The sequence below is a fragment of the Bacteroidales bacterium genome, assembly GCA_035342335.1.
Lineage (GTDB): Bacteria > Bacteroidota > Bacteroidia > Bacteroidales > JAGONC01 > JAGONC01.
In genome coordinates this window covers 78,329-103,717 of record DAOQWY010000007.1, presented here as the reverse complement: position 1 = coordinate 103,717, position 25,389 = coordinate 78,329, and the positions used below count along the sequence as shown (strand labels likewise).

21 protein-coding genes are annotated in these 25,389 nt (G+C 51.1%); 10 read left to right on the top strand and 11 right to left on the bottom strand.

The window, feature by feature from the left end; all coding sequences use genetic code 11:
• Positions 1 to 22: 22 nt before the first annotated feature.
• Genes PKI34_05520 through rlmB form a run of 4 tightly spaced genes read right to left on the bottom strand, consistent with a single transcriptional unit; the run spans position 23 to position 6,135 of the window.
• Positions 23 to 682, bottom strand: a complete 660-nt coding sequence (locus tag PKI34_05520; protein HNS17261.1) for a toxin-antitoxin system YwqK family antitoxin — start codon at positions 680 to 682, stop codon at positions 23 to 25.
• Entirely contained in the window at positions 675 to 2,594 is a 1,920-nt protein-coding gene (locus tag PKI34_05515; GenBank protein ID HNS17260.1) for a glycosyltransferase family 39 protein, read from the bottom strand. Before PKI34_05515 ends, PKI34_05520 begins: the two co-directional genes overlap by 8 nt.
• Positions 2,591 to 5,386 (bottom strand): hypothetical protein, encoded by a 2,796-nt coding sequence (locus PKI34_05510; GenBank protein HNS17259.1) that lies wholly within the window; start codon positions 5,384 to 5,386, stop codon positions 2,591 to 2,593. The genes PKI34_05515 and PKI34_05510 overlap by 4 nt, the downstream gene beginning before the upstream one ends.
• A complete protein-coding gene (rlmB, locus tag PKI34_05505; protein HNS17258.1) occupies positions 5,383 to 6,135 on the bottom strand; it encodes a 23S rRNA (guanosine(2251)-2'-O)-methyltransferase RlmB in 753 nt (250 codons plus the stop codon). Before rlmB ends, PKI34_05510 begins: the two co-directional genes overlap by 4 nt.
• A 172-nt stretch (positions 6,136 to 6,307) precedes the next feature.
• Here rlmB and PKI34_05500 point away from each other — a divergent pair, with 172 nt between their 5' ends.
• Positions 6,308 to 8,371 carry an alpha-L-fucosidase gene (locus PKI34_05500; GenBank protein ID HNS17257.1) on the top strand — a complete coding sequence of 688 codons (2,064 nt, stop codon included), beginning with the start codon at positions 6,308 to 6,310 and terminating at the stop codon, positions 8,369 to 8,371.
• Between the two features lie 9 nt (positions 8,372 to 8,380).
• Here the strand turns inward: PKI34_05500 and PKI34_05495 are convergent, their stop codons facing one another.
• Both PKI34_05495 and amrS read right to left on the bottom strand, forming a co-directional pair.
• Entirely contained in the window at positions 8,381 to 9,664 is a 1,284-nt protein-coding gene (locus PKI34_05495; protein HNS17256.1) for a GWxTD domain-containing protein, read from the bottom strand.
• Positions 9,661 to 10,662 (bottom strand): AmmeMemoRadiSam system radical SAM enzyme, encoded by a 1,002-nt coding sequence (gene amrS / locus PKI34_05490; GenBank protein HNS17255.1) that lies wholly within the window; start codon positions 10,660 to 10,662, stop codon positions 9,661 to 9,663. Before amrS ends, PKI34_05495 begins: the two co-directional genes overlap by 4 nt.
• A 164-nt stretch (positions 10,663 to 10,826) precedes the next feature.
• On the opposite strand from amrS, the gene PKI34_05485 reads away from it, so the two are divergent.
• On the top strand, positions 10,827 to 10,970 hold the full coding sequence (locus PKI34_05485) for a hypothetical protein (protein HNS17254.1): 144 nt from the start codon (positions 10,827 to 10,829) through the stop codon (positions 10,968 to 10,970).
• Between the two features lie 97 nt (positions 10,971 to 11,067).
• On the top strand, positions 11,068 to 11,859 hold the full coding sequence (locus PKI34_05480) for a hypothetical protein (GenBank protein HNS17253.1): 792 nt from the start codon (positions 11,068 to 11,070) through the stop codon (positions 11,857 to 11,859).
• 5 nt (positions 11,860 to 11,864) lie between these two features.
• On the opposite strand, the gene PKI34_05475 is transcribed toward PKI34_05480, so the two are convergent.
• From PKI34_05475 to PKI34_05455, 5 genes are all read right to left on the bottom strand, one after another.
• Positions 11,865 to 12,590 carry a (Fe-S)-binding protein gene (locus PKI34_05475; protein ID HNS17252.1) on the bottom strand — a complete coding sequence of 242 codons (726 nt, stop codon included), beginning with the start codon at positions 12,588 to 12,590 and terminating at the stop codon, positions 11,865 to 11,867.
• 106 nt (positions 12,591 to 12,696) lie between these two features.
• Positions 12,697 to 13,779, bottom strand: coding sequence for a 3-dehydroquinate synthase (gene aroB, locus PKI34_05470; protein HNS17251.1), 1,083 nt, complete (start codon positions 13,777 to 13,779; stop codon positions 12,697 to 12,699).
• Positions 13,780 to 13,789: 10 nt separating this feature from the next.
• Positions 13,790 to 15,031, bottom strand: a complete 1,242-nt coding sequence (locus PKI34_05465) for an alanine dehydrogenase (GenBank protein HNS17250.1) — start codon at positions 15,029 to 15,031, stop codon at positions 13,790 to 13,792.
• A gap of 12 nt (positions 15,032 to 15,043) precedes the next feature.
• Positions 15,044 to 15,460 carry a tRNA (adenosine(37)-N6)-threonylcarbamoyltransferase complex ATPase subunit type 1 TsaE gene (gene tsaE / locus PKI34_05460; GenBank protein ID HNS17249.1) on the bottom strand — a complete coding sequence of 139 codons (417 nt, stop codon included), beginning with the start codon at positions 15,458 to 15,460 and terminating at the stop codon, positions 15,044 to 15,046.
• Between the two features lie 11 nt (positions 15,461 to 15,471).
• Positions 15,472 to 17,022 (bottom strand): PglZ domain-containing protein, encoded by a 1,551-nt coding sequence (locus PKI34_05455; protein HNS17248.1) that lies wholly within the window; start codon positions 17,020 to 17,022, stop codon positions 15,472 to 15,474.
• Positions 17,023 to 17,185: 163 nt separating this feature from the next.
• Between PKI34_05455 and PKI34_05450 the strand changes: the two genes are divergently transcribed.
• The 7 genes from PKI34_05450 (at position 17,186) to PKI34_05420 (ending at position 25,389) form a co-directional block, all read left to right on the top strand.
• The gene (locus PKI34_05450) at positions 17,186 to 18,454 is read left to right on the top strand and encodes an HD domain-containing protein (protein HNS17247.1); all 1,269 of its coding nucleotides are present in this window, start codon (positions 17,186 to 17,188) and stop codon (positions 18,452 to 18,454) included.
• Positions 18,455 to 18,500: 46 nt separating this feature from the next.
• Positions 18,501 to 19,529 carry a UDP-3-O-(3-hydroxymyristoyl)glucosamine N-acyltransferase gene (gene lpxD / locus PKI34_05445; protein HNS17246.1) on the top strand — a complete coding sequence of 343 codons (1,029 nt, stop codon included), beginning with the start codon at positions 18,501 to 18,503 and terminating at the stop codon, positions 19,527 to 19,529.
• Positions 19,530 to 19,551: 22 nt separating this feature from the next.
• Positions 19,552 to 20,955, top strand: a complete 1,404-nt coding sequence (locus PKI34_05440; protein ID HNS17245.1) for a bifunctional UDP-3-O-[3-hydroxymyristoyl] N-acetylglucosamine deacetylase/3-hydroxyacyl-ACP dehydratase — start codon at positions 19,552 to 19,554, stop codon at positions 20,953 to 20,955.
• Positions 20,952 to 21,743: an acyl-ACP--UDP-N-acetylglucosamine O-acyltransferase gene (gene lpxA / locus PKI34_05435; protein HNS17244.1), complete on the top strand. Its 792-nt coding sequence runs from the start codon at positions 20,952 to 20,954 to the stop codon at positions 21,741 to 21,743. Before PKI34_05440 ends, lpxA begins: the two co-directional genes overlap by 4 nt.
• Complete coding sequence (locus PKI34_05430) at positions 21,736 to 23,787, top strand: transketolase (GenBank protein HNS17243.1); 2,052 nt, start codon at positions 21,736 to 21,738, stop codon at positions 23,785 to 23,787. The genes lpxA and PKI34_05430 overlap by 8 nt, the downstream gene beginning before the upstream one ends.
• A 91-nt stretch (positions 23,788 to 23,878) precedes the next feature.
• Positions 23,879 to 24,445 carry an elongation factor P gene (gene efp / locus PKI34_05425; GenBank protein ID HNS17242.1) on the top strand — a complete coding sequence of 189 codons (567 nt, stop codon included), beginning with the start codon at positions 23,879 to 23,881 and terminating at the stop codon, positions 24,443 to 24,445.
• A gap of 11 nt (positions 24,446 to 24,456) precedes the next feature.
• Positions 24,457 to 25,389, top strand: a complete 933-nt coding sequence (locus PKI34_05420) for a UDP-3-O-(3-hydroxymyristoyl)glucosamine N-acyltransferase (GenBank protein ID HNS17241.1) — start codon at positions 24,457 to 24,459, stop codon at positions 25,387 to 25,389.

Below are 25,389 nucleotides of genomic sequence, written 5' to 3'. Positions count from 1 at the left end.
ACCGAATTTTAATGAAGATATTTTACTCGCCTGACCGTTCTGATATCAGCCGGTCATTTTCAAAGACCAGGACCCGTTCGAGGTTCCCCTGTTCACCATACCATCGTTCTTCTCCGTGCTTTTTGTTCTCCACGTACGGAATCTCCCTCATCACCTTACCCGATGGATAAAAGCCCACCTGTGTTCCGGTACCCTTTTCGAACCTACCCTCACCGATACGCCTGCCCTGCTCATTGAAGTATGTCCAGGTACTGTCGTACAATCCGTGGTCAAAAAAACCGGTGATCCGGATCCCTACTCCAGGGAACCAGGTCGTATATGGCCCTTCCAGGCTGTCGTTCCGGTAATTTTCTTCGGAGACCTTCTCTCCTGATTCCGAAAATGTGATTGCCGGGCCATTCTTCAGGCCGCCGGAATAGAAGGTGATGGATTCAACATTCCCGTTGTAAAACCATCGTGTCGATTTGCCATCGAGCAGATTGTTGTGATAACTGGCCTCCATCTGCTTATTCCCGTTGGAATGCCACCACGTCGAAATCCCTTCGAATGTCTTCCCTCTGAAAGAAAGCTCCGATTTTTTCAATCCGTTCTCCCAGTAGGTGGTCACTGTACGCTGGCAGCCGGTTACCAGCAGCAACAGGCTGATCACCCCGGCAAACATAAGCTGTTTTATGCTACTCATAAAATCGGATCTCCATTTCATCGATGTTAAAGGCGTACTTATCCGGGTTCCAGACATAGATCTTCAACCGGTCACCGGATGACCGGATGCGGGGCAGGTCGTAATTGAAATACGCTTTTCCCCAGGAGGACGGATCCAGGAAATTTTCCATATTCATGGATGCCCAGACATAATTCTGACCTTTTGTGTCGTCGACGGATATGACGATTGGCGTTGTCCCGTGACTGGGAGGGATCAGTCCCCACAATGACACTTTGATGTAACGGATTGGCTTTTGGGATATTTTGTGAAGAACCGTATCGAAAGCCGGACTGTACTCGGTCATCGGATCAAGGCGGTAACTGTAAGATCCTCCGTAAACGAGCGCTGTGTCCCTCTGGTCAGGGTCAGCCTTCCACCGGCCGGCCTGTTCAAACCCGTTCCTGACCACCAGCAACGGCTCAGGCTCCGCTATCGGAACGACAGGAGCTTCCCGGGCATACAGGCCAACGGCTGACAGGCCTCCGTAAAGATGCTTTTCAACAACATAGGGGAAAAATTCCCGCACGATATCCTCCGTTTCCGTGGGGGTAGGTTTTGTCCAGGCATAAACGAAGTGGGAGGTGGTGCTCCGGGAGACGATATGTTTCAGGTCCAGGAGATCCTTGCCTCCCCGGTTCTCATACTGTGCGAAGGTTGCCTGCGAGCCTTCCCTTTTCAGATAGAAATCAACATACCAGGGATGGTTGACATTGATGGCCCGGGTGATGTCGTCAGCACCATATTTTTGGTCCCAGGAGGCTACCTGGCGGGCGATGTCCCGGAACTCCCCGAAATGCTGGGTACGGTAATATCTTTTTTCAGCCAGAAGGCTGACCAGGCCCGCCGCAAACAAAAAAACAAGAAGCAGCAGTGTGGAACGGTTCAGGACGGGTTCAGCAAACGAGAACAGAAAATAAATGAGGAATGGGAAGGAAAAGATCAGAACCGAATGCTGCAGCAGTGGATTGACGGTCCTGGAATAGATGAATCCTATGATCATCGGCAGGAAGAACCAGAGCAGGGCCAGCAGCCGGAATGTCGTGAACGGGTTTGACAGGCGCTGTTTCCACATCATCCAGGCGGCAATGCCAACGACCACAACGAGCAGGTACCAGGATTCATTGAATATATAAAATATGTGTCTGAACAAAAAATCCCAGGAAGGTTTTCCCAGCCACAGTCCAACCCCGCCGATTCGAAGGTGGTTCAGCGTGATGGACAGGTGAGGCAGGAACAAAAGAATGCTGATTGCACCGCTCAGCAGGTAGGGTAGCCTGGTGGAGCGCTTTATGAAAAACAAGCCCGTCAGCCCGATGATGCCGGCCATCAGAAAACTGAAGTAATGATTGTACAAGCAAAGCGTTGTTGACAGGATGTACCCGGTGATGCAGAAAATTTTCGACCGCCGGTTAAGTTCCTCACCATCAAAGACCAGGCGGGTCCAGAACCAGGCGGTCATTAGGACAAACAGCAATCCGGTTACATACGGCCGTGCGATCTGGCTGTAGAGGAGCGGAAACTGCAGGATGGCCACCAAAAGTGCACAAAACAATCCTGCGGTGGCAGTGAACCACCGTTTTCCCAGCCTGTAAGCCACATAGACGGCCAGGATTCCAGCCAGCGCAAAGGGCAGGCGGACAGCGAATTCCGTTGTGCCGGCCAGCTTCACCCAGTAATAAAGGAACACCTGCACGCCACCGGGATGACCATCCACATAAAATCCCTGAGAAACCAGATCGCGGAAATGATCGAACCTGACCCTGTAAAGCGCGCTGAGCTCATCATTGGAAAACGAAAACCCGGCAAGGTCAAGCAGCCGCAAAAAAGCAGCCACGAGCAAGACCGCCAGGAGAATGATGTGCCCTGTTTTTTTCGCAGAGAATGATTTCATGGACGCTGATCGTTTATGGTCATAAATTCAACCTGCATGTTGTCAATGTAAAAAACCTCCTCTCTGGAGGCGCTCCAGAAATAGATCAAAACCTCATCCCCCGGGAGCCGTTCATCCGGCACAAAAGTCGTGAAGGTGATGTGTTCCCATTCATTGAAACGGGTCCGCTCATTCATGTAATACGGTACGTACCGGTAACTTTTCCCATCCCTCCTGAAGTCCACAACCAGGGCTACCGATGATTTCTTCAAACTGGAGAGTACATAGGCACTGATCCGTATCCATCCCGTTCCTTCCAGAAATTCATCCAGTGCTCCCTGAATGGATACGCTGTACGGATTTGCAGCCGATATCCTGCAGGATTGTTTTCCGTACAATGCTTTCTCACCGGTCAGCGTACCTTCGTTGTTCCATCCTATCCGGTATTCCATCGTATGCAGAAGCACTGTATCGGATGCAACGCTCTGCCTGCCCATCCACCCGGCAGGATTTCCACCGGGCTGCTTCAATGAAAGGAAACGGATAGTCAAATCATCTACGTGCACGACTTCAGCAGTGTCAGGATTCCAGAAATAGATCACGAGATTGTCCTCTTCATTCATTAAATCAGGCGGAGTGACCAGAAATTCACAGAGGGTCCAGTTGTGTTTCCGGAGGCAGGGTCCCAATCTGACAGGTAGATAGTAATAGGACGTTCCCCGCCGCTGGAAGTCAGTCACCAGGAAAGCCCGTGACGGCTCCGCATCGGTGTGGATGTAAGCGCTGACTTCAATTTTCGGATCAAAAGCCGGCAGGTTCTGGCCGGTCTGCCCACGGAAACCCACACAGTACGGATGCGTTTTATCCACCCGCGACGACCGCCGGCCTTTCATGGCCAGATCCTCCGTCAGGAACAGGGATTCCGTCTCCATAGGGTCTGTTTCCATATCCAGGAACACCCTGCTGGATTCGGTGATCTTATCTTCGGAAATGTTGACGATGGCCGGCACCGGATCAGGACCTGTCAGCAGGGAAAGAAATTCAATGCAAACATCGTCAATGTAAGCAGTCGCCTCCGGTGACCTGTTCAGGAAATACACCCTGACGTGGTCCAGGTCGCTTTGTAACCGCGGTACAGCCGCCCTGAACTGAACATGTTTCCAGATATTTCTTACCAGATAGGGGTCCAGTTCAAAGGGCTGGTAATAATAGCTGACTCCGTTGTGTAAGAAATCCACGACCAGCATCAGCCCGGGTTTGCGGGCCCTGGCGTGAACCCAGGCATCGATGATGACATCCGCACGGCTGCCCTGCAAAAGGGGGGCGACAAGCTTGTCGATCCCGGCGACGATCGTGTCCGTCCCGCCGGATGCCGAGGAAAAAGCTCCGGTGTGTGCAGCCTGCCGGGAGTATGATTCGGGATGGATCCAGCCGATATCCTCCTCCATGCCGTGGCAAAACATGCTCCTGTGAACGATGGTTTCCTCAAAAGGATATTCGACGGAGGCAAGCGGCCGTATACGGAAAAAATACTCCCAGTAGGTCTCTTTCGTCACAGGTCCCCGCGGATAGACCCATTTTAATGACTGGTAATACTGCAGAATGTTCAAGCCGATGGCCAGGCACAAAATGCCTGCAAGGATCCAGTGCACCGCCCTTCCTTTAGGGAATGCCGACAGAAAAGCTGCCAGCATCACTGCATTGACAGGCAAATAATCGATAAAGATCCTCTGGCTGAAGCGGGAAGTGTAATCCCATACCCACCAGCAGGACGACAGGTAGATGAAGGCCACCCAGAAAAACAGTAATGACAACGTTCCGGTCTTGTCCTGCCTGAAGAGAGGCAGCAATCCCAAAAAACTGATCAGCGCCACAGGGGTATAGAGAAACCATCCCTTCTCATAGCTGCACAGGAGCTTGTAGGCCCGGGGATGGGAAAAATCGAAGGATTCCGTGCCGTAGGAATAGACCAGGGGTTTGCCGGTCTGCGTGTACCAGAGAAGGAAGGGGATGGCGATCACCAGCAAGAAAAGGAAGAGTGATAGTACTCCACGGCTGGGTTTTTTGGCCAGCTGGCGAATAAAGGAACCGATCCTGTCAGGGCTTCCGGCCCAGAACGGAATGGTAAGCAGCACCAGGCCGTTGAGGGGTCTGATGATGATGATCAACCCGGTGAGAACTGCAACAGCAGGCAGCCATCTTTGCTGTTCGTAGCGGAAGGTCAGCGTGGCATAATACGACCAGGCAGCGATCAGCGCAAAGGTGTAGGTGTGGGTCATGGTGCCTTCATTGACCGTGTAATAGATGAGGTTGGTGCCCAGGGCCGTCACGACAGTGACGAGGGCGGCCAGTTCACCGGACATTCCGCGGGCAGACAGTAATTTTTTCAGAAACCTGCAGCCCAACCAGAGGAAAAAGAATGCGGACAAGCCGATGCCATACTGATATATGATCGAATACCCATCGGCCGGCAGGCCGGCGATCAGGGTGAGAAGATGCGCCATCAGGAAAAACGGCAGCCAGAGAACAGCCAGTCCGGGAAAAGCCTTGTTGACCACACGGTCATTCAGCCTTACCCTGAATTCCTTAAAGGCAGAACGGTCATCGGGATAATAGCTGGACTCATAGGATTCTACGTAGTTGTACTGGAGGTCGTGATAGATGAAGATCGCTGTAAGGTAAGCATAATAGGCTTTCCCGTCGCTGTTGATCAGCCGGTCCCATTCCTGCTGCGGGTGTTTGAAAGCAGCAAACAGGATCACATAGATCAGCAGGACGATCTCACAGCAATATTTGATCAGTGTCTTTTTCATCCGTCGCTTGATCCCTGTCGCTGCCTGACCAGCTCGTACAGGATCACTCCGGTGGCGACCGAGACATTCAGGGACTGGATCTCTCCCAGCAGGGGAATAGATACGAGCTGATCCGCCAGCTTCAGGAGATCTTTTGAAACGCCCGTATCTTCTGCACCCATCACGATGGCAGTTGGTGGCTGATAGTCGATCCGGTGATAAACATCCTTTCCTTTTTCGGTGCAGGCCACAAGCTGCAATCCGGAGTTTTTTAAATAGTTGCAGGTTCGGTGCAGGTTGGGGCTGCGGCAAACCGGGATCCTGGCAAGTGCGCCAGCCGATGTTTTCACCGCATCCGCGTTGATCTGGGCAAAGCCCCTGGTCGGAACGATCAGTGCATCAACGCCGGTGCACTCGGCTGTCCGGGCAATGGCACCCACGTTCCTCACATCGGTCAGCCCGTCGAGGATCAAAATGACCGGGCTCCTGCCCTGCTCAAACAATCCGGGTATGATATCCTCGATCCGGTAATAGGTGATGGGGGAAGCAATCGCAACAACTCCCTGATGATTCTTCACCGGGAAACGGTTCAGCTTCTCAGCAGGGACCCACTGCACCGGAATCCGGTGATTGGAAGCCACTTTAAGAAGCTCTGCTGACAGCTCCCCTCTGATGCCGTTCTGGATCAGGATCTTTTCAACATCTTTTCCTGCATCAATGGCCTCCAGTACCGGCCGAAGCCCATAAATAAATGAATCTTTGTCCAAAATGCTGATAATTAATGATCCGTTAATGCCTGTCTTTTCCTTGAAATCGGATTTCAAATGTAGCAATATTCCTCGACAGATGCATCGTTGATGACCTGACTTCATTCCAAAATTATAACCCTTCGAAAGTGCCAATCCTCTTTTTCGTTAAATTGCCTTGTCAAAAAATATGCGCATGAAAAAAGCATTGTCAATTGTATTCTCGGGGCTTTTTCTGTCCGGTGTGCTCCTCGGGCTGTCATCCTGCCGTCATTCAAACCCGACTCCCCTGACCAGTCCTGATGACCGGATGGACTGGTGGAGGCAGGCACGCTTTGGGTTGTTCATCCACTGGGGATTGTATGCCATACCCGCCGGGGAGTGGAACGGGACGGCACATTACGGGGAGTGGATCCGTCACTCGGCACAGATCCCGCTGGAAGTGTACGATGAATTCGCAGATCAGTTCAACCCGGCGGATTTCGATGCACGGGAATGGGTCAGGACAGCCAGGGAAGCGGGTGTCAACTACATCGTCATTACCTCGAAGCATCACGATGGATTTTGCCTGTGGGACTCAGAGTATACAGATTTCGATGTGATGTCCACCCCGTTTAAAAAAGACATTCTTGCTGAATTGAAAAACGCCTGTGACCAGGAAGGCATCCGGTTGTGTTTTTATCACTCGATCATGGACTGGCACCACCCGGATTACCTGCCCAGAAGGGAATGGGAAACAGGCCGTTCGGCCGAAGGAGCTGATTTTGAACGGTATGTCGGGCACCTGAAGAACCAGCTGAAGGAGCTCACCAGCCGCTACGGGCCCCTGGGCATTCTCTGGTTCGACGGTGAATGGGAAAGCACCTGGAATCACCAGCGCGGAAAGGACCTCTATGACTACGTCAGGGGATTGCAGCCCGACATCATCATCAATAACCGGGTGGATGTCGGCCGGGATGGAAGCATGGAAGGATTCAGCAAAGATGGCGAATTTGCAGGTGATTACGGCACACCGGAACAGGAAGTGCCTGCAACGGGTCTTCCGGGGGTCGACTGGGAAACCTGCATGACCATGAATGATCACTGGGGATACAACCGGACCGATCAGAACTGGAAATCCTCTGCCAGCCTGATCAGGATGCTGGCAGACATTGCGTCCAAGGGAGGCAATTTCCTGCTGAACGTTGGCCCTACCGCACAGGGTGCATTCCCGCAGGAAAGCATCGACCGCCTCAAGGACATCGGTCAGTGGATGGCAGTCAACAGCGAAGCCATCTATGGCACAGCCGCCAGCCCCTTCCCATTCCTGCCCTGGGGGCGGTGCACTGCCAAAGCAACCGAACGGGGAACCAGGTTGTACCTGCATGTTTTTGACTGGCCTGCAGATGGAAAACTCCAGGTGCCCGGCTTGTACAGCGAGCCGGAACGTGCGTTCCTTTTGTCCGATCAAAAGAAAAACAAATTAAACCTCCAGAGATCCGGTGCTGCACTGATCATTGAGGTGCCCGTTCAGTGCCCGGATACGGTCAATACGGTGATCGTGCTCGACGTTAATGGAAAACCCGATGTGGACATCCCTCCTGAAATTACCGGGATCAGCAACCTGTTCACCGACTCCCTGAAAACGGAGCTGAAATCCGGGCGCGACAGGGTGGAGATCCGCTATACACTCGACGGATCGGTTCCCACCGCAGCTTCTCCCCTTGCAACACATCCGGTGATCCTCACCGAAACCACCTGCGTCAGCGCACGGTGCTTCAGGAACAATGAACCCGTAAGCAGCGTGGCAACGCGTATCTTCAGCAAGGTGGAGCCGGCGAAATCCATTGAAATCTCCGCCGCGGAGCCAGGCATCGTTTGCCACCTGTTTGAAGGCGACTGGGACATCCTTCCGGATTTTGGAAAGCTCCAACCTGTCAGAACCGATGTCGTGCCTGCCATCCACGATGTGGAAGGAAACCAGCAGGAACACTATGGCCTGCTGTTCAGGGGCTATCTCCGGATCCCTTCAACAGGTGTGTATGCCCTGTCGGTCTCCTCCGACGACGGAAGCCAGCTGCTCATCAACGGACAGCTGGTGGCGGATAACGATGGACTTCACGGGATGCTGGAAAAAAAAGGTCAGTGTGCACTGTCGGCGGGATACCATCTCATTGAGATACGGTTCTTTGAAAAAACAGGGACGGATGAGCTGAAAGCCCATATCGAGGGACCTCGTCTGAGCAGGCAGGAAATACCGGGAACGATGCTGTATCACTGAGCGAATCCTTTACCTGCGCCAGCTTTCCACAGCCATATACCAGGATTCTTTGTAACTGCCCGACCGTTCCAGTTCAAAGTCATTATCCGTAAAAGGATTGATCACTCTGGTAAAATTAAAGGTCAGGGATAAGATGTTTCCCTCATTTCCATAGATCCACTGTTCGGCATCCTGCTGGCGGTACACGATTGTCGGATTGCCATAGATGATGTAGATCATCCCCCTGTCGGTCTTCCATCCTTCCTGAAACGAAGTGAAGAGCTGGTTGGCCTGTTCCACGCGCGTATAGTATCTTTTGATCATCTGAGCCGCCCTGCCGGGATTGCCGGCATTCTGAAGCCAGAATTCCTCCACCGCCTTCCTTTTATCGGGATTCGTTTCGATCTTCTCATACTCCCTCTGCGTTGTGAGATACCTCACCGGATAGGTCATTTGCACAGGATGGGTGATCCCGGGATACCCTTCGTGAAGGCGCAGGAGCGTGAATCCTTCACTGACAGCCGTATCAGCCTGGAAGAAATAGATTCCTTCCCTGGCGAAGGTCAACAGATCAGTTTCGCCATTGAAGAGCCTGACGCGGAACAGACTGTCGGGTTCAAACGCAAGAGGAACAGGCTTTTGTTCCAGGAAAGGCGGACCGGCAACCGGAAAATCACTGTGATAGTAATTGACCCAGAGCCCGGGCAGTTCAGGCTCGTTGTACTTTAGTACGACTTCCTGACCGGATCCGATGGAGGATTCAAACAAAATCGAACCTGCTTCATCGGATAACATGAAATTCTGACGGCTGCAAACGGATGTTTTTTTAATTTCACAATAGGCAGTGTAGGCCTGCTTCCTGTTCAGGTCCGTCAGGGTAAGGTTCAGAACGAATTCACCCGGGTACCTTGTCTTCAGGGGAAAAGAAGAGATGAAAGGCTTTCCGGACACATCCTGCGGAAAATCAGGATAGGTGACCGTTCCGCTGTCAATCAGCATCCTGTCATTATATAAGTCGAACAATTCATAATGGATGTTGAAGTTGGCCAGGTAATCATCAGTCTCGGACTTTTTTTCGTACAGCAGGTCGGAAAGCGAAAAACTAAAATAGAGATCCGTCCTATCCCTGGTGGAGTGCCAGGGGAGGCATTCAATCCGGAAGTCATTCTGGTCCGGATCATACAGGTAAGCAAGGTTGGAATAGCTCATTTTATTCAATGGTGCACACTGTACCAGCAGAAGGGCAATGGAGATGATGAAAGAATTTTTCCTGTGCTTCGCCATTTGCAGTGGTCCAAGGTTGAATGAAATCATACGACAGCGATGGGATTGCCGCATTTCACGCATTTTCCGGATGCATCCAGCCCCGGGGCCGAGATCAGGTATCCCGTTCTGGTGATGACTGTCTGGCCGCACCTGTTGCACACCGTGTCGTTTCCTTCGGGCAAGGATATGTTTCCGATGAAAACATAATCCAGGTATTTCCGGGCTAGTTGACGCAGATGGATCAATGTTTGGGCAGGTGTGCCGGGAATGGTCATTTTATACGCAGGGAAATAACGGCTCAGATGCAAAACCGTATCAGGCCCAAGTTCATCAGCGATCCACCGGCACATGGCATCAAAAACCGATTCGTCGTCATTTTGGGTAGGAATGACCAGGTTGGTGATCTCCAGGTGCTTACCGGCCTGCCGGATACGCTGGAGGGTATCTTTCACGGGCTCAAGCTTTGCTTTGGTGACCTTGTGGTAAAACTCTTCCGTGAAAGCTTTCAGGTCCACACTGAACGCATTCATCAAAGGCAGGAGCTGATCCAGTGGCGCAGGATTGATGTATCCGTTGGTCACCATCACATTCTTCAACCCGGCTTCCGCCGACAGCACGGCAATGTCAAGCATATACTCGTACCACACCGCCGGTTCGTTATACGTGAAGGCAATGCCCACATTGCCGCTTTTCTGAAGGGCCAGGTCGATCAACTGTTGCGGGGTATATTCGTGTAAATGGAAGAAATCCGAAGGGGAGGTCTGAGAGATCTCCGCATTCTGGCAAAACGAACACTGCAGGTTGCATCCTGTGCTTCCGATGCTGAAGATGACCCTGCCGGGATGAAAATGATACAGCGGTTTTTTTTCGATGGGATCAAAATGCAGGGCCGAAACTTTCCCGTAATTGGCTGTCACCAGGATATTGTCCTGATGGTAACGGCTACGGCAAATACCTTCCTTTCCCGGCCTGATCCGGCAGAAATGCGGACAGAGGGTGCACACAACACCATCCTCCTGTTTTTCATAATAAAGGGCTTCGTGCATTGACGTCTCATTTTAAATCAGCTGGAAAGATACAAAAATTACCGGTTGGTCACAACCAACGTGGGGAGTGGGCAATGAAAGATAGTACGTAAACAATAAGTTTTGAAAAAATTTGTTATGTAGTTTAGTTTGGCTAATTTTGCTGTTCCTTTAACAACGTAATCATGATGGGTATTCGAATGAAAAAAGCAGCGGTGCTGATCATTGCCTCGATCCTGGTGATCATGGTCATTTCTTCGTGCAAGACAAGGGAAAAATGTCCGGCATATGGAGAAACACAAAAATTTCAAATTGAACAGAAGTATTGATTCGTTCGTTTCTTCCGGATCTGATCGGATATTTCCCGTTTTTTTTCCCCATTCTCAAAAAAAAAAGCGTATATTTGAGAGTCTTTCATCCACTTTTATGATTTCGTTTTTTCGTACAGGAGTGATCGTGGTATTGATAGCCATCTGTTCCGCCCAACTGGCTGCGCAGCAGGATATCTTCAGGGATGACGGGGAGGGTTTTCTTGAGTTCAGCGACAGTGTTCTTTTGACCAAAGAAACCTCAGGGGGGATCATCCTTCACTCCCAGGGATTTGGCATTGAGTTTCAGAAAGGGAAAAACGTCAATTACGTCAAGAAACGCCTGCTGGATTTCAGTCTGGTGGATGTGCGGTCGCCCAAGGAAATCCGTGTTATCAATCCTTATTTTACCAATGCCAAAAGCTATGCTTATGGCAAGCTGAACAGCGTTTTCATCCTGCGCGGAGGTTACGGGTTCCAGCGTTTGATCGCCACCAAGCCCTACTGGGGCGGAGTTGAATTAAGGTACTTCTACATCGGAGGCGCATCCATCGGAATGGCCAAACCGGTTTACCTGAACATCATCAACCTGGTCTCCATCTCATCGTATTATTACGAATATAGACTTACCACTGAAAAGTACGACCCGGATGAGCATTTCACGGATAACATCTACGGCAGGGCTTCCTTTATGAAGGGGTTCAACGAGATGAAATTTTATCCCGGTCTTTATGTAAAGGCAGGATTCTCTTTTGACTTTGGCACCTATAATACCACGATCAAAAATCTGGAGCTGGGAGCCATGATCGATGTTTTTCCGAATCCCATCCCGGTGATGGCCTACAACGGTAAGGAATATTATTTCCTGACTTTGTTCCTGAGTGTATCTTTCGGCAAGCGATACAACTGAAAGCACTACCAGCCGGAGGCCAGCACATCCGCAATGTGAATGACCTTGATGGGCAACTGGTGTTTTTGAATGTACCCCCATTGATGCATCAGGCAGGATGCGTCGGTCGAGACAATGTATGAAGCTCCCGTATCCAGTGCGTGATGCACCTTCTGCTCAGCCATCGCAACGGCGATTGGTTCAAATTTCACGGAGAACATTCCCCCGAACCCGCAGCACTCATCCGTATTTTTCATTTCACGAAGTTCAAGGCCTTTCACACGGGACAGGAGGATCCGCGGCTCCTCCCGGATGCCATATTCGCGCAGTGCGGCACAGGAATCATGGTAGGTGACCACGGCGTCGAAGCGGGCGCCAAAATCCGTACAATGGGCCACATTCACCAGAAAATCAGTGAATTCATAGATCTTGCCGACCAGCTGTTTGTACTCAATGTGATAGGCGCTGTTATGAAACAGCGTGCGGTAATAATTGCGGACATAGCCCACACAGGAAGCGGATGGGCCAACGACCCACCCTGAATGGCTGAAATCCCTGATGAACTTCTCCCCCATGGCTTTTGCCTCATCCCAGTGACCTGCATTGAAAGCCATCTGACCGCAGCAAGTCTGCTGATCATTGTATCGCACCCCTACACCGCATTTTCTGAGCACCCTGACCATGTTTATTGCGGTTTCAGGGAAGATCTGGTCAATGAAACAGGGGATGAACAGATCCACTTCTTGGTTCATAATTGCCTGCTTAACTCCACCGGGCAAAAGTAACGATATTTAAGGATACAATGGCCGGATTCATACGCTTTCAGCGGAGAGTAACTCAGCGGGGATAAGGATCCGGTCAGTCGAGTTCCCGGTAGAACTGCAGGCAACTCAGGATATCCTCCGGTGTGCAGTACTGGTCAATTAAAGCGTGACCCAAAGAAGGAAGAAGGGTAAAATTTATGGCGTCGCCGGCATTTTTTTTATCCTGCTGAAGAACCTTCAGGATGCGCTCCACGTCCTGTTCATCCAGCGGATAATACGGAAAGTTCTCCAGCATGTAGCTGGCAATCTCTTCCATGATCTCCCACTGCAAACCTTTCATCCTGCAGGAGAGAAATGTTTCGCAGATGATTCCCATGGCCACACCGGTACCGTGGGACATGGTTGCATCCTGTTTACCCAGGGCGATCGTTTCAAAGGCCTGACCGATCGTATGGCCGAAATTCAAACGTTTTCTCAGCCGCTTTTCATAAGGATCATTCTTTACGATCCTGTTCTTGATTTCGACAGACCGGTAGATTATGTCATCCCAGAGATTGATCTGAGCGAAATTGACATTTTTCAGCAGTTTCCAGAAGTGTTGATCCATGATCAGGGCATATTTGACCACTTCTGCAAATCCGCTGAGCTTTTCTTTAGCGGGCAGGGTCTTCAAAAAGAGGGGATAAATGTACACGGCAGCAGGGTCGGCAAAGACACCGATCTGGTTCTTAAGTCCTCCCAGGTTCACACCCACCTTACCACCAAAGGCTGCATCGATCTGACCAACGAGTGTGGTGGGAAAATTGATGAACCGTATCCCTCGTCTGAAGGTCGCTGCAATGAATCCTGCCATATCGGTGAGCACTCCGCCGCCGATGTTGACCAGTACAGTGCCTTTGTCAGCCTTGAGATGAATCAGGTTCTGCCAGATCTCAACGCAGGTCTGGATATTCTTGTGGTCTTCGCCGCCGGGAACCTCCATGACCGCGCAATCCTTCAGCTGTTCCAGTTTCGCGGTCAGCATCGGAAGACACAAATTCCGGGTGTTCTCGTCCACCAGGATGATGAACCTGGAATCCCTCATTTCCGGCTCGCGCAGATGTGTCTGGATTTCTTCGAAAATATCTTCTCCGACGACAATCGGATAGGATTCTGCTCTGAGAATTCGCACTGCCATACCTGACTGTTTAATGAAATGCTGCCATCAACAGATCAATATCCTGAAATGGCAAATGAAACTGATCACTGATGATACTTTTTGTGAGGGTTCCCCCAATGAGGTACACACCCTGCCTGAAATCCTTATCTGCTTTCAGCAAATTTACGATATTTCCCGCTTCACCCAGGCGCAGCAGAGTTGGCGCAAAATAGTTGCTGAGAGCGTACGATGCCGTATGAGGAACGCTGGAAGCTATGTTGGGAACGCAATAGTGTGTGATGTCATGTTTTCTGAAGACCGGTTCGTTATGTGAGGTGACGCGTGAGGTTTCGACACATCCACCCTGGTCGATGCTCACATCGACAATGACAGCCCCTCTTTTCATTTTTTGCACCATGTCTTCAGACACGACGATGGGGGCCCTTCCCTCGGGGGAATGCATGGCACCGATGACAATGTCGGCCCGTTTCAACGAACTCAGCAGGATGCCCGGTTGAAGGATCGAGGTAAAGATCCGGGTCGAAAGATCATTCTGTATCCTGCGTAACCGGTAAACGGAATTGTCGAACACTTTGACCGATGCTCCCAGGCCCAGTGCTGCCCTTGCGGCGTACTCGCCCACGGTGCCAGCGCCCAAAACGACCACTTCGGTGGGTGCAATTCCCGAGAAACCACCCAGCATGCAACCGGTTCCGTTCCTGGTGTCTGCCAGGTAGCCCGCGGCGATCATGATGGCAGCATTCCCAACGATCTCACTGGTGGTGCGCAGAACCGGATACGTATGGGTTTTGTCCATGATGTACTCAAAGGCTATGGCCACCATCTTCCTGTTCATCAGCATCCTGAAATAGTCAAACGACTGCCCGGCCAGATGCAGCGCAGAGATCAGGGTCTGGCGTGAGGTGAGCAGCTCTGTCTCGGCAAGGGAGGGAGGAGCTATTTTTAGGATGATATCCGTTTTAAAGACCTCTTCCGGGGAATAAACGATATGAGCGCCTGCGTCGCCATATTGCTCATTGGAAAAGTTGGCGGCCTTGCCCGCGTCGGCTTCGATCACGACTTCGTGACCACTGGCCACCAGAAGACCGACACCCTGCGGTACCAGGGGGATCCGTTTCTCCTGATAGTGAATTTCTTTCGGAACGCCAATCCGGATGCGGCTTTTCCGCTGAGCGACCTCCAGGGTCTCCTCCTTCGGCATCAACCCTTCCGCACCGGAAAAATTGTAAATGTTTCCCTGTTCCTGCATCGTTCCAATCGGTCTGAACACCTGTCACAAGCCCTAAAGCTGTATGATCCGGCTGTGATTTGTCTCGTCGGCCTGAATTTTTATGTATACGCAATTATCCGGTAAAAGTTCTTCGAATTTTTCGGGCCACTCAATCAAACAATAGCACCCGCTGTCAAAGTACTCTTCTCCTCCGATATCCAGAAGCTCCCTGCAGCTCTTCAGCCTGTAAAAATCCATATGATACACCGATTGCCCTGTCCGGGTGCGGTACTCGTTGATAATGGAAAAGGTGGGACTGCTGACCATATCCACGACATCCAGATGCCTGCACAGGTTCTTGATCAGGGCGGTCTTCCCGGCACCTAACTGTCCGTAGAATCCGAAGACCCGCTGATCCGGATACCGGCGCAGCAGTTCCATCGACACTTGATCCAAATCTTCGACACTGTCGCATCGCAGTGTGTCCATTCGAGAGGTGGCTATTTTGGCGACAAAGTTATAAAAGGAACCAGCATCTCCTCAATGGAAATGCCACCATGCTGAAAAGTATTTTTATAGTAGTTAACGTAATAATTATAATTATTGGGGTAAGCAAAGAAATCATTACGCCGGCAGAAGATATAGGAAGAGCTGACGTTGGAACGTGGGAGGTAGGCATCTTCCGGATTCCTGATCTCATATACTTCTTTCTCCTTAAAATTCAGTGCCCTGCCGCTTTTATACCTGAGATTGGTGGTCGTGTTACGGTCACCGACCACTTTCACCGGATTCTGAACCCTGACGGAACCGTGATCGGTGGTGATGATCAGAGGGATCTTTTTATCCGACAGATACTGAAAAATATCGAGCAACGGCGAGTGCTCGAACCACGACCGGGTGATGGAGCGGTAAGCCGGCTCATCATCCGCCAGTTCACGGATGATCTCCATCTCGGTACGCGCGTGGGAAAGCATGTCAACAAAATTATAGACGATCACGTTCAGCCGGTTTCCAAGCAGATTGGGCAACGAATCAGCCAGCTTTCGGCCAACGGTCAGATTGAGCACCTTGTTGTACGAATACCGGATATCCTTTCCATAACGTTTGAGTTGCTCACCCAGAAGTTCGCCTTCAAACTGATTCTTGGTGCCCTCATCTTCTTCATCAACCCAGTACTGGGGATACTTCCTGGCGATCTCCGAAGGCATCAGACCTGCAAAAAGTGAATTCCGCGCATATTGAGTGGTCGTGGGAAGGATACTGTAATACAGTTCATCCTGCTCAACCCTGTAATACTCTTCGATGATCGGCTGGATGGTTTTCCACTGATCATAACGAAGATTATCGATCAGGATCAGGAAATAAGGTTTGTTCCCGTTGAGCAGCGGAAATAGTTTATCTTTTAATAATGTATGGGACATGGTGGGACGATCCGGCATCCTGGCGCTGACCCATCCCAGGTAATTGGATTCGATGAACCTTGAAAATACCCGGTTGGCCTCTTCTTTCTGGAGCCGCAAGATATCGGCAATTTGATCATCCTGGGCCTTGTTGAGCTCCAGTTCCCAGTAAACAAGCTTCCTGTAGATTTCAATCCATTGAGTGTATGTAAGATCCACGGAGATCTCCGAACCGATCGTATGAAATTCCTGCTGGTAAGTAAGGGAAGTCTTCTCGCTCACCAGCTTTTTCGTTTCCAGGTTCTTTTTCAGACAGAGAAGGATCTGCTTGGGGTTGACAGGCTTGATCAGATAGTCGGATATCTTTGATCCGATCGCATCCTCCATAATGGCCTCCTCTTCGCTTTTGGTGATCATCACGATGGGCAGGTTCGGATATTTGTTCTTCATCAGGGTAAGGGTTTCTATCCCTGACAACCCCGGCATCTGTTCATCCAGAAAAACAATGTCAAACAAACGGCTATTCAGTAATTCCAACCCTTCATCGCCATTGTTGGAGGTGTAAACATCATAACCTTTTTCCTGCAGGAACATGATATGCGGTTTGAGCATATCAATCTCATCATCTACCCATAAAATCTGTATCGCCATCGTAATAGATTAAGTTGAACATAATGATTGAACCGGTCACTGAATCAGGAGCAGCCGGTACAGGAAGGCACCTTTCTTCAGGTAAGCTTTGGTTTTATTAAAATAAAGTCGTAAAATTGGATTTTATTGTCCCGAACGCTTATTTTTTATTCATACAAAGTTAATGAATACAGGAAGGTCGTCCTCATTTAACAGGAGAAAAATTTTCAATGACCCGGTATATGGGTTCGTCACCATATCAGACGAGTCGTTGTTCAATGTCGTTGAGCATCCTTATTTTCAGCGGCTTCGCCGTATCAGGCAACTCGGGTTGACCGACCTGGTCTATCCCGGCGCTCTCCATACACGGTTTCATCATTCCCTGGGTGCGACGTTCCTGATGAAGAAGGCGATCGAGGCGCTTCGTTTCAAGGGGATCCCGGTCACCGCCGAGGAAGAGAAGGGTGCCCTGCTGGCCATTTTGCTGCACGACATAGGGCATTGCCCCTATTCCCATACTCTGGAGGGCAGAATTGTCCACCGGCTTTCCCACGAAGACCTGTCGTTGCTCTATATGAAATCGCTCAACAGTCAAAAAACAGCAGACCTTGTTCTGGCGCAGGATATTTTCACAGGCAAACATTCTAGCAAATTCCTTCATCAGCTGGTGTCCAGCCAGCTGGATGTCGACCGGCTGGATTTTCTCCGGAGGGACAGTTTTTACACCGGGGTCTCCGAAGGAGTGGTCAATACCGACCGGATCATCGATATGCTCAACGTGGTGGATGATGAACTGGTGGTGGAAGCAAAGGGAATTTACTCCATTGAGAAATTCATTGTGGCGCGCCGGCTAATGTACTGGCAGGTTTACCTGCACAAAACCGTGATTGCAGCAGAAAAAATGCTCACCAGCCTGCTGGAACGGGCCCGGGAGTTGATTTCCAGGGGAAATGACCTGTTCATGACCCCTGCTCTTTCCGTATTTTTAAAAAATGACCTGACAATACAGGACCTTGCAGATCGTCCTGACTTGCTTGAGACCTTTTCAGAGCTGGACGACACGGATATTTTCACCTCGGTAAAAGTTTGGGCGTCGCACCCTGATAAGACTCTTTCGTTACTTTGCAATGGATTGGTGATGAGGAATCTGTTTAAAATTGAAATACGAAATGCTCCTTTTGAACCGGCGGAAGTCCTGAAGATAAAGGAGATGGTTGCCCGGGCATTCCGGATACCGCTGGAAGAATGTGATTACCTGGTATATACCGATCTTATCTCCAACAAGGCCTATGATCAGTACACCGATGGGATCAAGGTATTGAACAGGGACGGCAGGATCACCGAACTGGAAAGCGCCTCCGAACAGCTGAGCGTTGCCCTGTTATCCAGGATGGTCACGAAGTATTATTTATGCTATCCGAAAAATTTGAATTTGAACCGTCTCCCGTCCTAAATATTCACCCTATCTTTGCCCGAAAATAAATACAACACCTGAACAGATGCATTTTACCGCCAACCAGATCGCAGGAATCCTTCATGGCACCGTGGACGGAGATCCGCAGGCAACTGTCGATCAGCTTTCAAAAATAGAGGAAGGGCATCCCGGCACCCTCTCCTTCCTGGCCAACCCAAAATACACTCCCTATATTTACAAAACAGGGGCCTCCATTGTCATTGTTCAGAAAGATTTCAGGGCTGAATTTCCTGTCAGTGCAACACTGATCCGGGTTGAGGATCCCTACAGCGCTTTTGCACAGTTACTGGAAATTTATAACCAGTACACGGGCGGAAAGAAAGGGATATCACAGCATGCATCCGTGGCTTCCACTGCCAGCATTGGCAAAGATGTATCTATCGGTGATTTCAGTGTCATCGGTGAACATGCGGTCATCGGAGACGGGACCAGGATTCATCCCCAGGTTTACATCGGGGAAAAGGTAACAATTGGCAGCCGGACCATCCTTCATCCCGGAGTCAGGATCCTGCAGGGGTGCCAGGTTGGCAGTGACTGCATTCTTCACCCCGGTGTGGTCGTCGGATCGGATGGATTCGGTTTTGCACCACAGGAGGACCATCACTACCGCAAGATTGTCCAGATTGGGAATGTGGTCATTGAGGATGAGGTGGAGATCGGCGCTAACTCTACGGTTGACCGGGCCACGCTGGGCTCCACCATCATACGTAAGGGTGTCAAGCTGGATAATCTGATACAGGTTGCCCATAACGTGGTCATCGGTGAAAATACCGTCATCGCTGCTCAAACCGGGATCTCCGGATCCACCCATATCGGCAGGAACTGCCTCATCGGCGGACAGGTGGGGATCATTGGGCACCTGGTGATCGGTGACAATGTTCAGATCGCTGCCCAATCGGGTGTGTCCACTAACATTAAGGCAGACCAGACAGTGATGGGCGCCCCCGCATTCGATATCAAAAAATTCAAGATTTCCTATGTTCATTTCCGGAATCTTGAAAATCATATCAAAAGGATCGATGATCTGGAAAGAAAAATTGTAAATAATCAATAATATGGTTATGTTTGCAGCCACAATGGACGGTTTGCAAAGAACCATAAAGAATTCGTTCGTCATCTCCGGAAATGGCCTTCACACGGGCCAGCATGTAACACTGACCTTTTTTCCGGCACCCGTGGGCCATGGAATAAAATTCAAACGTACCGACCTGAAAGACCAGCCCGTCATCGATGCCGATGTTGACCGGGTGGTGGATGTGTCACGAGGAACAACGCTGGAGCAGGACGGAGCAAGAATAATGACGGCCGAACATGCACTGGCCGCCCTGGTCGGTCTGCAGATCGACAACGTACTGATCGGGATTGATTGCCAGGAAACGCCCATCCTCGACGGCAGCTCAAAAATGTATGTCGATGCCCTGGAAAAAGCAGGGATCGTCGAACAGGATGCTTTCAGAGAGTTCATTGAGATCGAAGAGGTCCTCTCCTTCCAGGAGCCAAGCAACAAGGTTGAGCTGATTGCTGTTCCTGCCAAATCGTACAGGCTGTCGGTCATGGTCGATTATGACTCGACCGTGCTGACGAACCAGTATGCCACACTCGACCGCATCGAAGATTTCCGGGACCAGATATCCGATTGCCGTACATTCGTTTTTCTGCACGAACTGGAATACCTCATTCAGAACAACCTGATCCGGGGCGGCGACCTGGACAATGCCATTGTTTTTGTCGACAAGATCATTTCACAGGATGAGCTCGACAGGCTGGCTGCCTTCTTTAACAAGCCCCGCGTGACCATTCTGAAAGAAGGTATCCTGAACAACGTCCGCTTGCATTATCCCAACGAACCTGCGCGCCATAAACTGCTGGATGTGGTCGGGGATCTGGCCCTGGTGGGAAAACCCATCAAGGGACATATCATCGCAAACCGCCCCGGTCACGGTGCCAACATTCAACTGGCACGCCTGATCAAAGAACACGGAAGATCGCAGGCAAAGAAAGAAAAAGCTCCCTTCATCGATCCTTCACGGCCACCACTCTATGGCATTAACGAGATCCAGAACATCCTCCCGCATCGTCCTCCTTTCCTGTTGATCGACAGGGTTCTGGAATTGACGGACCGGAGGGTGATCGCCATGAAAAATGTGACGATGAATGAGCCTTTCTTTGTCGGGCATTTTCCCGGCGAGCCTGTCATGCCCGGCGTGCTCCAGGTGGAAGCCATGGCGCAAACAGGAGGGATCCTGGCCTTGAGCAGCGTTCCGGATCCCAAGGAATATATAGCCTACTTTCTTAAAATTGATAATGCAAAATTCCGGCAGAAAGTGTTACCCGGTGACACACTGGTATTTAAACTTGACCTGGTTGCTCCAATCCGAAGAGGCATCTGCCATATGAAAGGTTATGTCTATGTCGGTGACAAAATTGTGACAGAAGCCGAATTAATGGCTCAATTAGTAAAAAAGACCAAAAATCTATGACACAACCGTTAGCATATGTTCATCCGCAGGCCAGGATTGCCAATACCGTAGTTATTGAGCCCTTTGTCAACGTCGAGAAGAATGTGGAGATTGGAGAAGGCACCTGGATCGGATCCCATGTGACCATCATGGAAGGTGCCCGGATCGGCAAGAACTGCAGGATCTTCCCGGGAGCTGTCATCGCTGCCATTCCGCAGGATTTGAAATTCGACGGGGAGGAAACCATGGTCAAGATCGGTAACAACACCACCGTCCGCGAGTTTGCGACCATCAACAGGGGGACCAAGGCCAATTATGAGACCGTCATTGGAGAGAATTGCCTTATCATGGCCTATGCACATGTGGCACACGATTGCATCCTGGGCAACCATGTGATTCTTTCCAACGCGGCCAACCTGGCCGGTCACATCGTTATCGACGACTGGGCCATTGTGGGCGGCCTGGCCGCAGTGCACCAGTTCGTGCACATTGGCTGTCATTCACTTGTCGGAGGAGGCGCTCTCGTCAGAAAAGATGTCCCGCCTTATGTCAAAGCAGCCAGGGAGCCACTTTCCTACATCGGGGTCAATTCGATCGGTCTTCGGCGCAGGGGATTTACCCAGGCCCAGATCAATGAGATCCAGGATATCTATCGCTTCATCTATATCAAAGGGAAAAACGTTTCCCAGGCAGTCTCCATCATTGAAGCTGATTTTCGCGTATCCCCTGAACGGGATGAGATACTGAGCTTTATTGCCCGTTCGAGCCGTGGCATCATGAAGGGATTCTCACGTTATTCAAATGGATAACTCCCACGAAAACCAGATCGCCCTAAACGCAGCCGACAATCTCCGTGTTCTGTGCGCTGCCATGGTCGAAAAAGCCCGGTCGGGACACCCCGGTGGAGCTCTGGGAGCGGCGGATTTCATTCAGATCCTCTTTGCCGAGTACCTGCGCTTTGATCCTTCGGACCCCGAATGGGATCTGAGGGACCGGTTCTTCCTTGATCCCGGCCATCTGTCGGCCCTGCTCTACGCAGTCCTTTACCTCTATGGCATCTATACGGAAGATGATCTTAAAAATTTCAGGCAGTGGGGCAGTCCTACCCCAGGCCATCCCGAGCTGGATATCCGGCACGGGATCGAGAACACATCAGGCCCGCTTGGGCTGGGGCATGCCATGGCCACTGGTGCAGCCCTTGCCGAACGTCACCTGACAAACCGCTTCGGGAACTGGATGGAACACAGAATCTTCACCCTTATCTCCGATGGAGGCATCCAGGAGGAAATATCACAGGGTGTGGGCCGCATCGCCGGATTTCTCGGGCTGAACAACCTGATCATGTTCTTCGACTCCAATGACGCCCAGCTTTCGACCCTCACCAGTGCGGTAACCCGTGAAGATACGGCCCGCAAGTACGAAGCCTGGGGATGGCAGGTACTCACGATCGATGGACACGATCACCGGGAGATCAGGAAGGCGCTGGATGCTGCCGTCAGCGAAAAACAGCGCCCTACGCTGATCATCGGAAAAACCATCATGGCCAAAGGGACCCTTACGGCACAGGGAGAATCCCTCGAAGGCCATTATTCCACCCATGGACAACCGCTTAGCAAGGCAGGGGCTTCCATCGAAAACACGATCCGGAACCTGGGCGGCGATCCTCAGAATCCTTTTGCGGTATGCCCGGAGGTGGACTCCTATTATGCCCGCATCCGGCAGGAAAAGATCAGATCGGCAACGATCCGAAAAGCGGATGAAACAGCGTGGATGCAGACACATCCTGCAAAAGCAGCTGCATATCAACGCTTTATGTCCGGCAAGCTCCCCGACCTGGATTTTGAGGCCATCTCACTTGACCCGGGAAAAGCCACCCGCATGGCTTCCTCCAACATACTGGAGTACCTTTCCGTCAGCCTCGACAACTTGCTGGTGATGTCGGCCGATCTTGCCAACAGCGATAAGACCGACGGATTTCTCAAAAACAGCAAACCCCTCACCCATCAGGATTTCACAGGGACATTCCTGCACGCGGGTGTCTCCGAGCTTTCGATGGCTGCCATTGCCAATGGCATTGCCCTCCACGGGGGACTGTATGTGGCCTGCGGCACCTTTCTCGTATTTTCCGACTACATGAAGCCGGCCGTGCGCCTGGCGGCGCTGATGGGCCTGCCGGTGATCTACATCTGGACGCACGATTCGTTCCGGGTAGGAGAAGATGGCCCCACACATCAACCCGTGGAACAGGAAGCACAGATCCGTCTGCTGGAAAAGTTAAAAAATCATGATGGAGAGAACAGCATCCTTGTTTTGCGGCCGGCCGATGGCAACGAGACCAAGGTGGCCTGGAAAATGGCTCTGGAAAACCGGAAAACACCTACTGCCCTGATCCTGTCACGGCAGTCCATCCGGGATCTGCCAGCACCAAAAGGAACCTCCAGTTACCAGGCCGCTCTCGGGGCACAAAAGGGTGCCTGCACCGTCTGTGCTTTCGGAGAACATCCGGATGTCATCCTTCTGGCAAACGGATCGGAAGTGGCAACCCTGTACGAAGTGGCGAAGTTGCTTCAGGAAAAAGGGGTATCCTCCCGTGTCGTTTCCGCCATCTCGGAAGGATTGTTCCGTCGCCAGCCAATCGATTATCAGAAAATGATCCTGCCGGATGGCGTACCGGTCTTCGGACTCACCGCCGGCCTGCCCGTCACCCTGCAGGGACTGGCAGGTGGCAAAGGACAAGTGATGGGAATGGATCACTTTGGCTATTCAGCCCCGGCAGAGGTGCTGGATGAAAAATTCGGATTCGATCCTGAAACGATTGCCCGAAAAGTACAGGAATTCCTTTCAGAAAAGTAATCATTTATCTTCCATTGATGAGTTGGACGTTTCCGATTTTGAATTATCTTTGCACCTCTTTTGCAACGTTCCCGCTAAAAACACTTTTCAAATGGCCACAACAGCAGATTTCAGGAATGGATTGTGCATAGAGCTTGACAATGAGCTCTATACCATCATCGAATTTCAACATGTCAAACCCGGCAAAGGCGGGGCATTTGTCCGCACAAAGCTCAAGAACCTGAAAACCGGCAAAGTCCTGGCCAACACCTTCAATTCGGGCGTCAGGATCGACGTGGCCCGGGTGGAACGCCGGCCTTACCAGTATCTCTATAAAGAAGATATCACGTACATGTTCATGCATACGCAGACCTATGAACAGGTGCCCATCGATGAAGAGCTCATCAACGCCCCTGCCCTGCTGAAAGACGGCCAGGAAGTCGAGATCGTTTTCCATGCTGATACGGAAACACCCTTGTACTGCGAGCTCCCTCCCTTTGTCACCCTTGAGATCACCTACACAGAACCGGGGGAAAGAGGTAACACCGCCACCAACACCCTGAAAGAAGCCACGGTCGAAACCGGCGCCATCGTCAGGGTGCCGCTGTTCATCAATGAGGGGGATAAGATCCGCGTCGACACGCGGACCGGAGAATATGGTGAACGGGTCAGAGAATAAGCAGATCATCCATGAAATTCAATCCTCCCCTTACCCTTGAGTTTGTTGCTTCCCTGACGGGTGCCATGCCCAGGGGCGAACCCGGGCTGCTCATCACAGGCATCAATGAGATCCATATGGTCGAGCCCGGCGACCTCACCTTCGTTGATCATCCCAAGTATTACGACAAAGCCCTTCTTTCAGAGGCCACCACGATCCTGATCAATAAAGAGGTCGAGGTGCCGGCCGGAAAAGCGATCCTGGTATCCACCGATCCTTTCCGCGATTATAATCTTCTGGTGAACCGTTACAGTCCATTCACACCCACCACGGTTCCCGTCAGCCCAGAGGCACGTATAGGAAAGGGAACCATCATTCAGCCGGGTGCATTTATCGGCAACGATGTCACCATTGGCGAAAACTGCCTCATCCATTCAAATGTAAGTATTTACGATGGCTGCACGATCGGGAACCATGTGATCATTCACGCAAACAGTGTCCTGGGAGCCGATGCGTATTATTTCCAGAAAAAAAACGGCGCCTACCGAAAGCTAAAGTCCTGCGGATCAGTGATCATTGAAGACCACGTGGAGATTGGAGCACTTTGTTCCATCGACCGGGGCGTTTCAGGGAATACCACCCTCGGTGCGGGCACAAAGCTGGACAACCACGTGCAGGTCGGGCATGATACCTGCATCGGGAAACATTGCCTTATCGGAGCTTTTGCTGCCATTGCCGGCGTGACGCGGATTGAAGACAATGTCATCGTCTGGGCCAGGGTGGCCATCAACAAGGACCTGGTCATCGGTGAAGGTGCCGTGATCCTTGCCACTTCCGCAGTTGATAAATCCCTCGAACCCCATAAGACCTACTTTGGAATACCTGTCGACGAGGTTGGAAGAAAATGGAGAGAATTGGCGGCTCTGCGTCAGCTTCCGGATTTTCTGAGCAAACACCGGAAATGA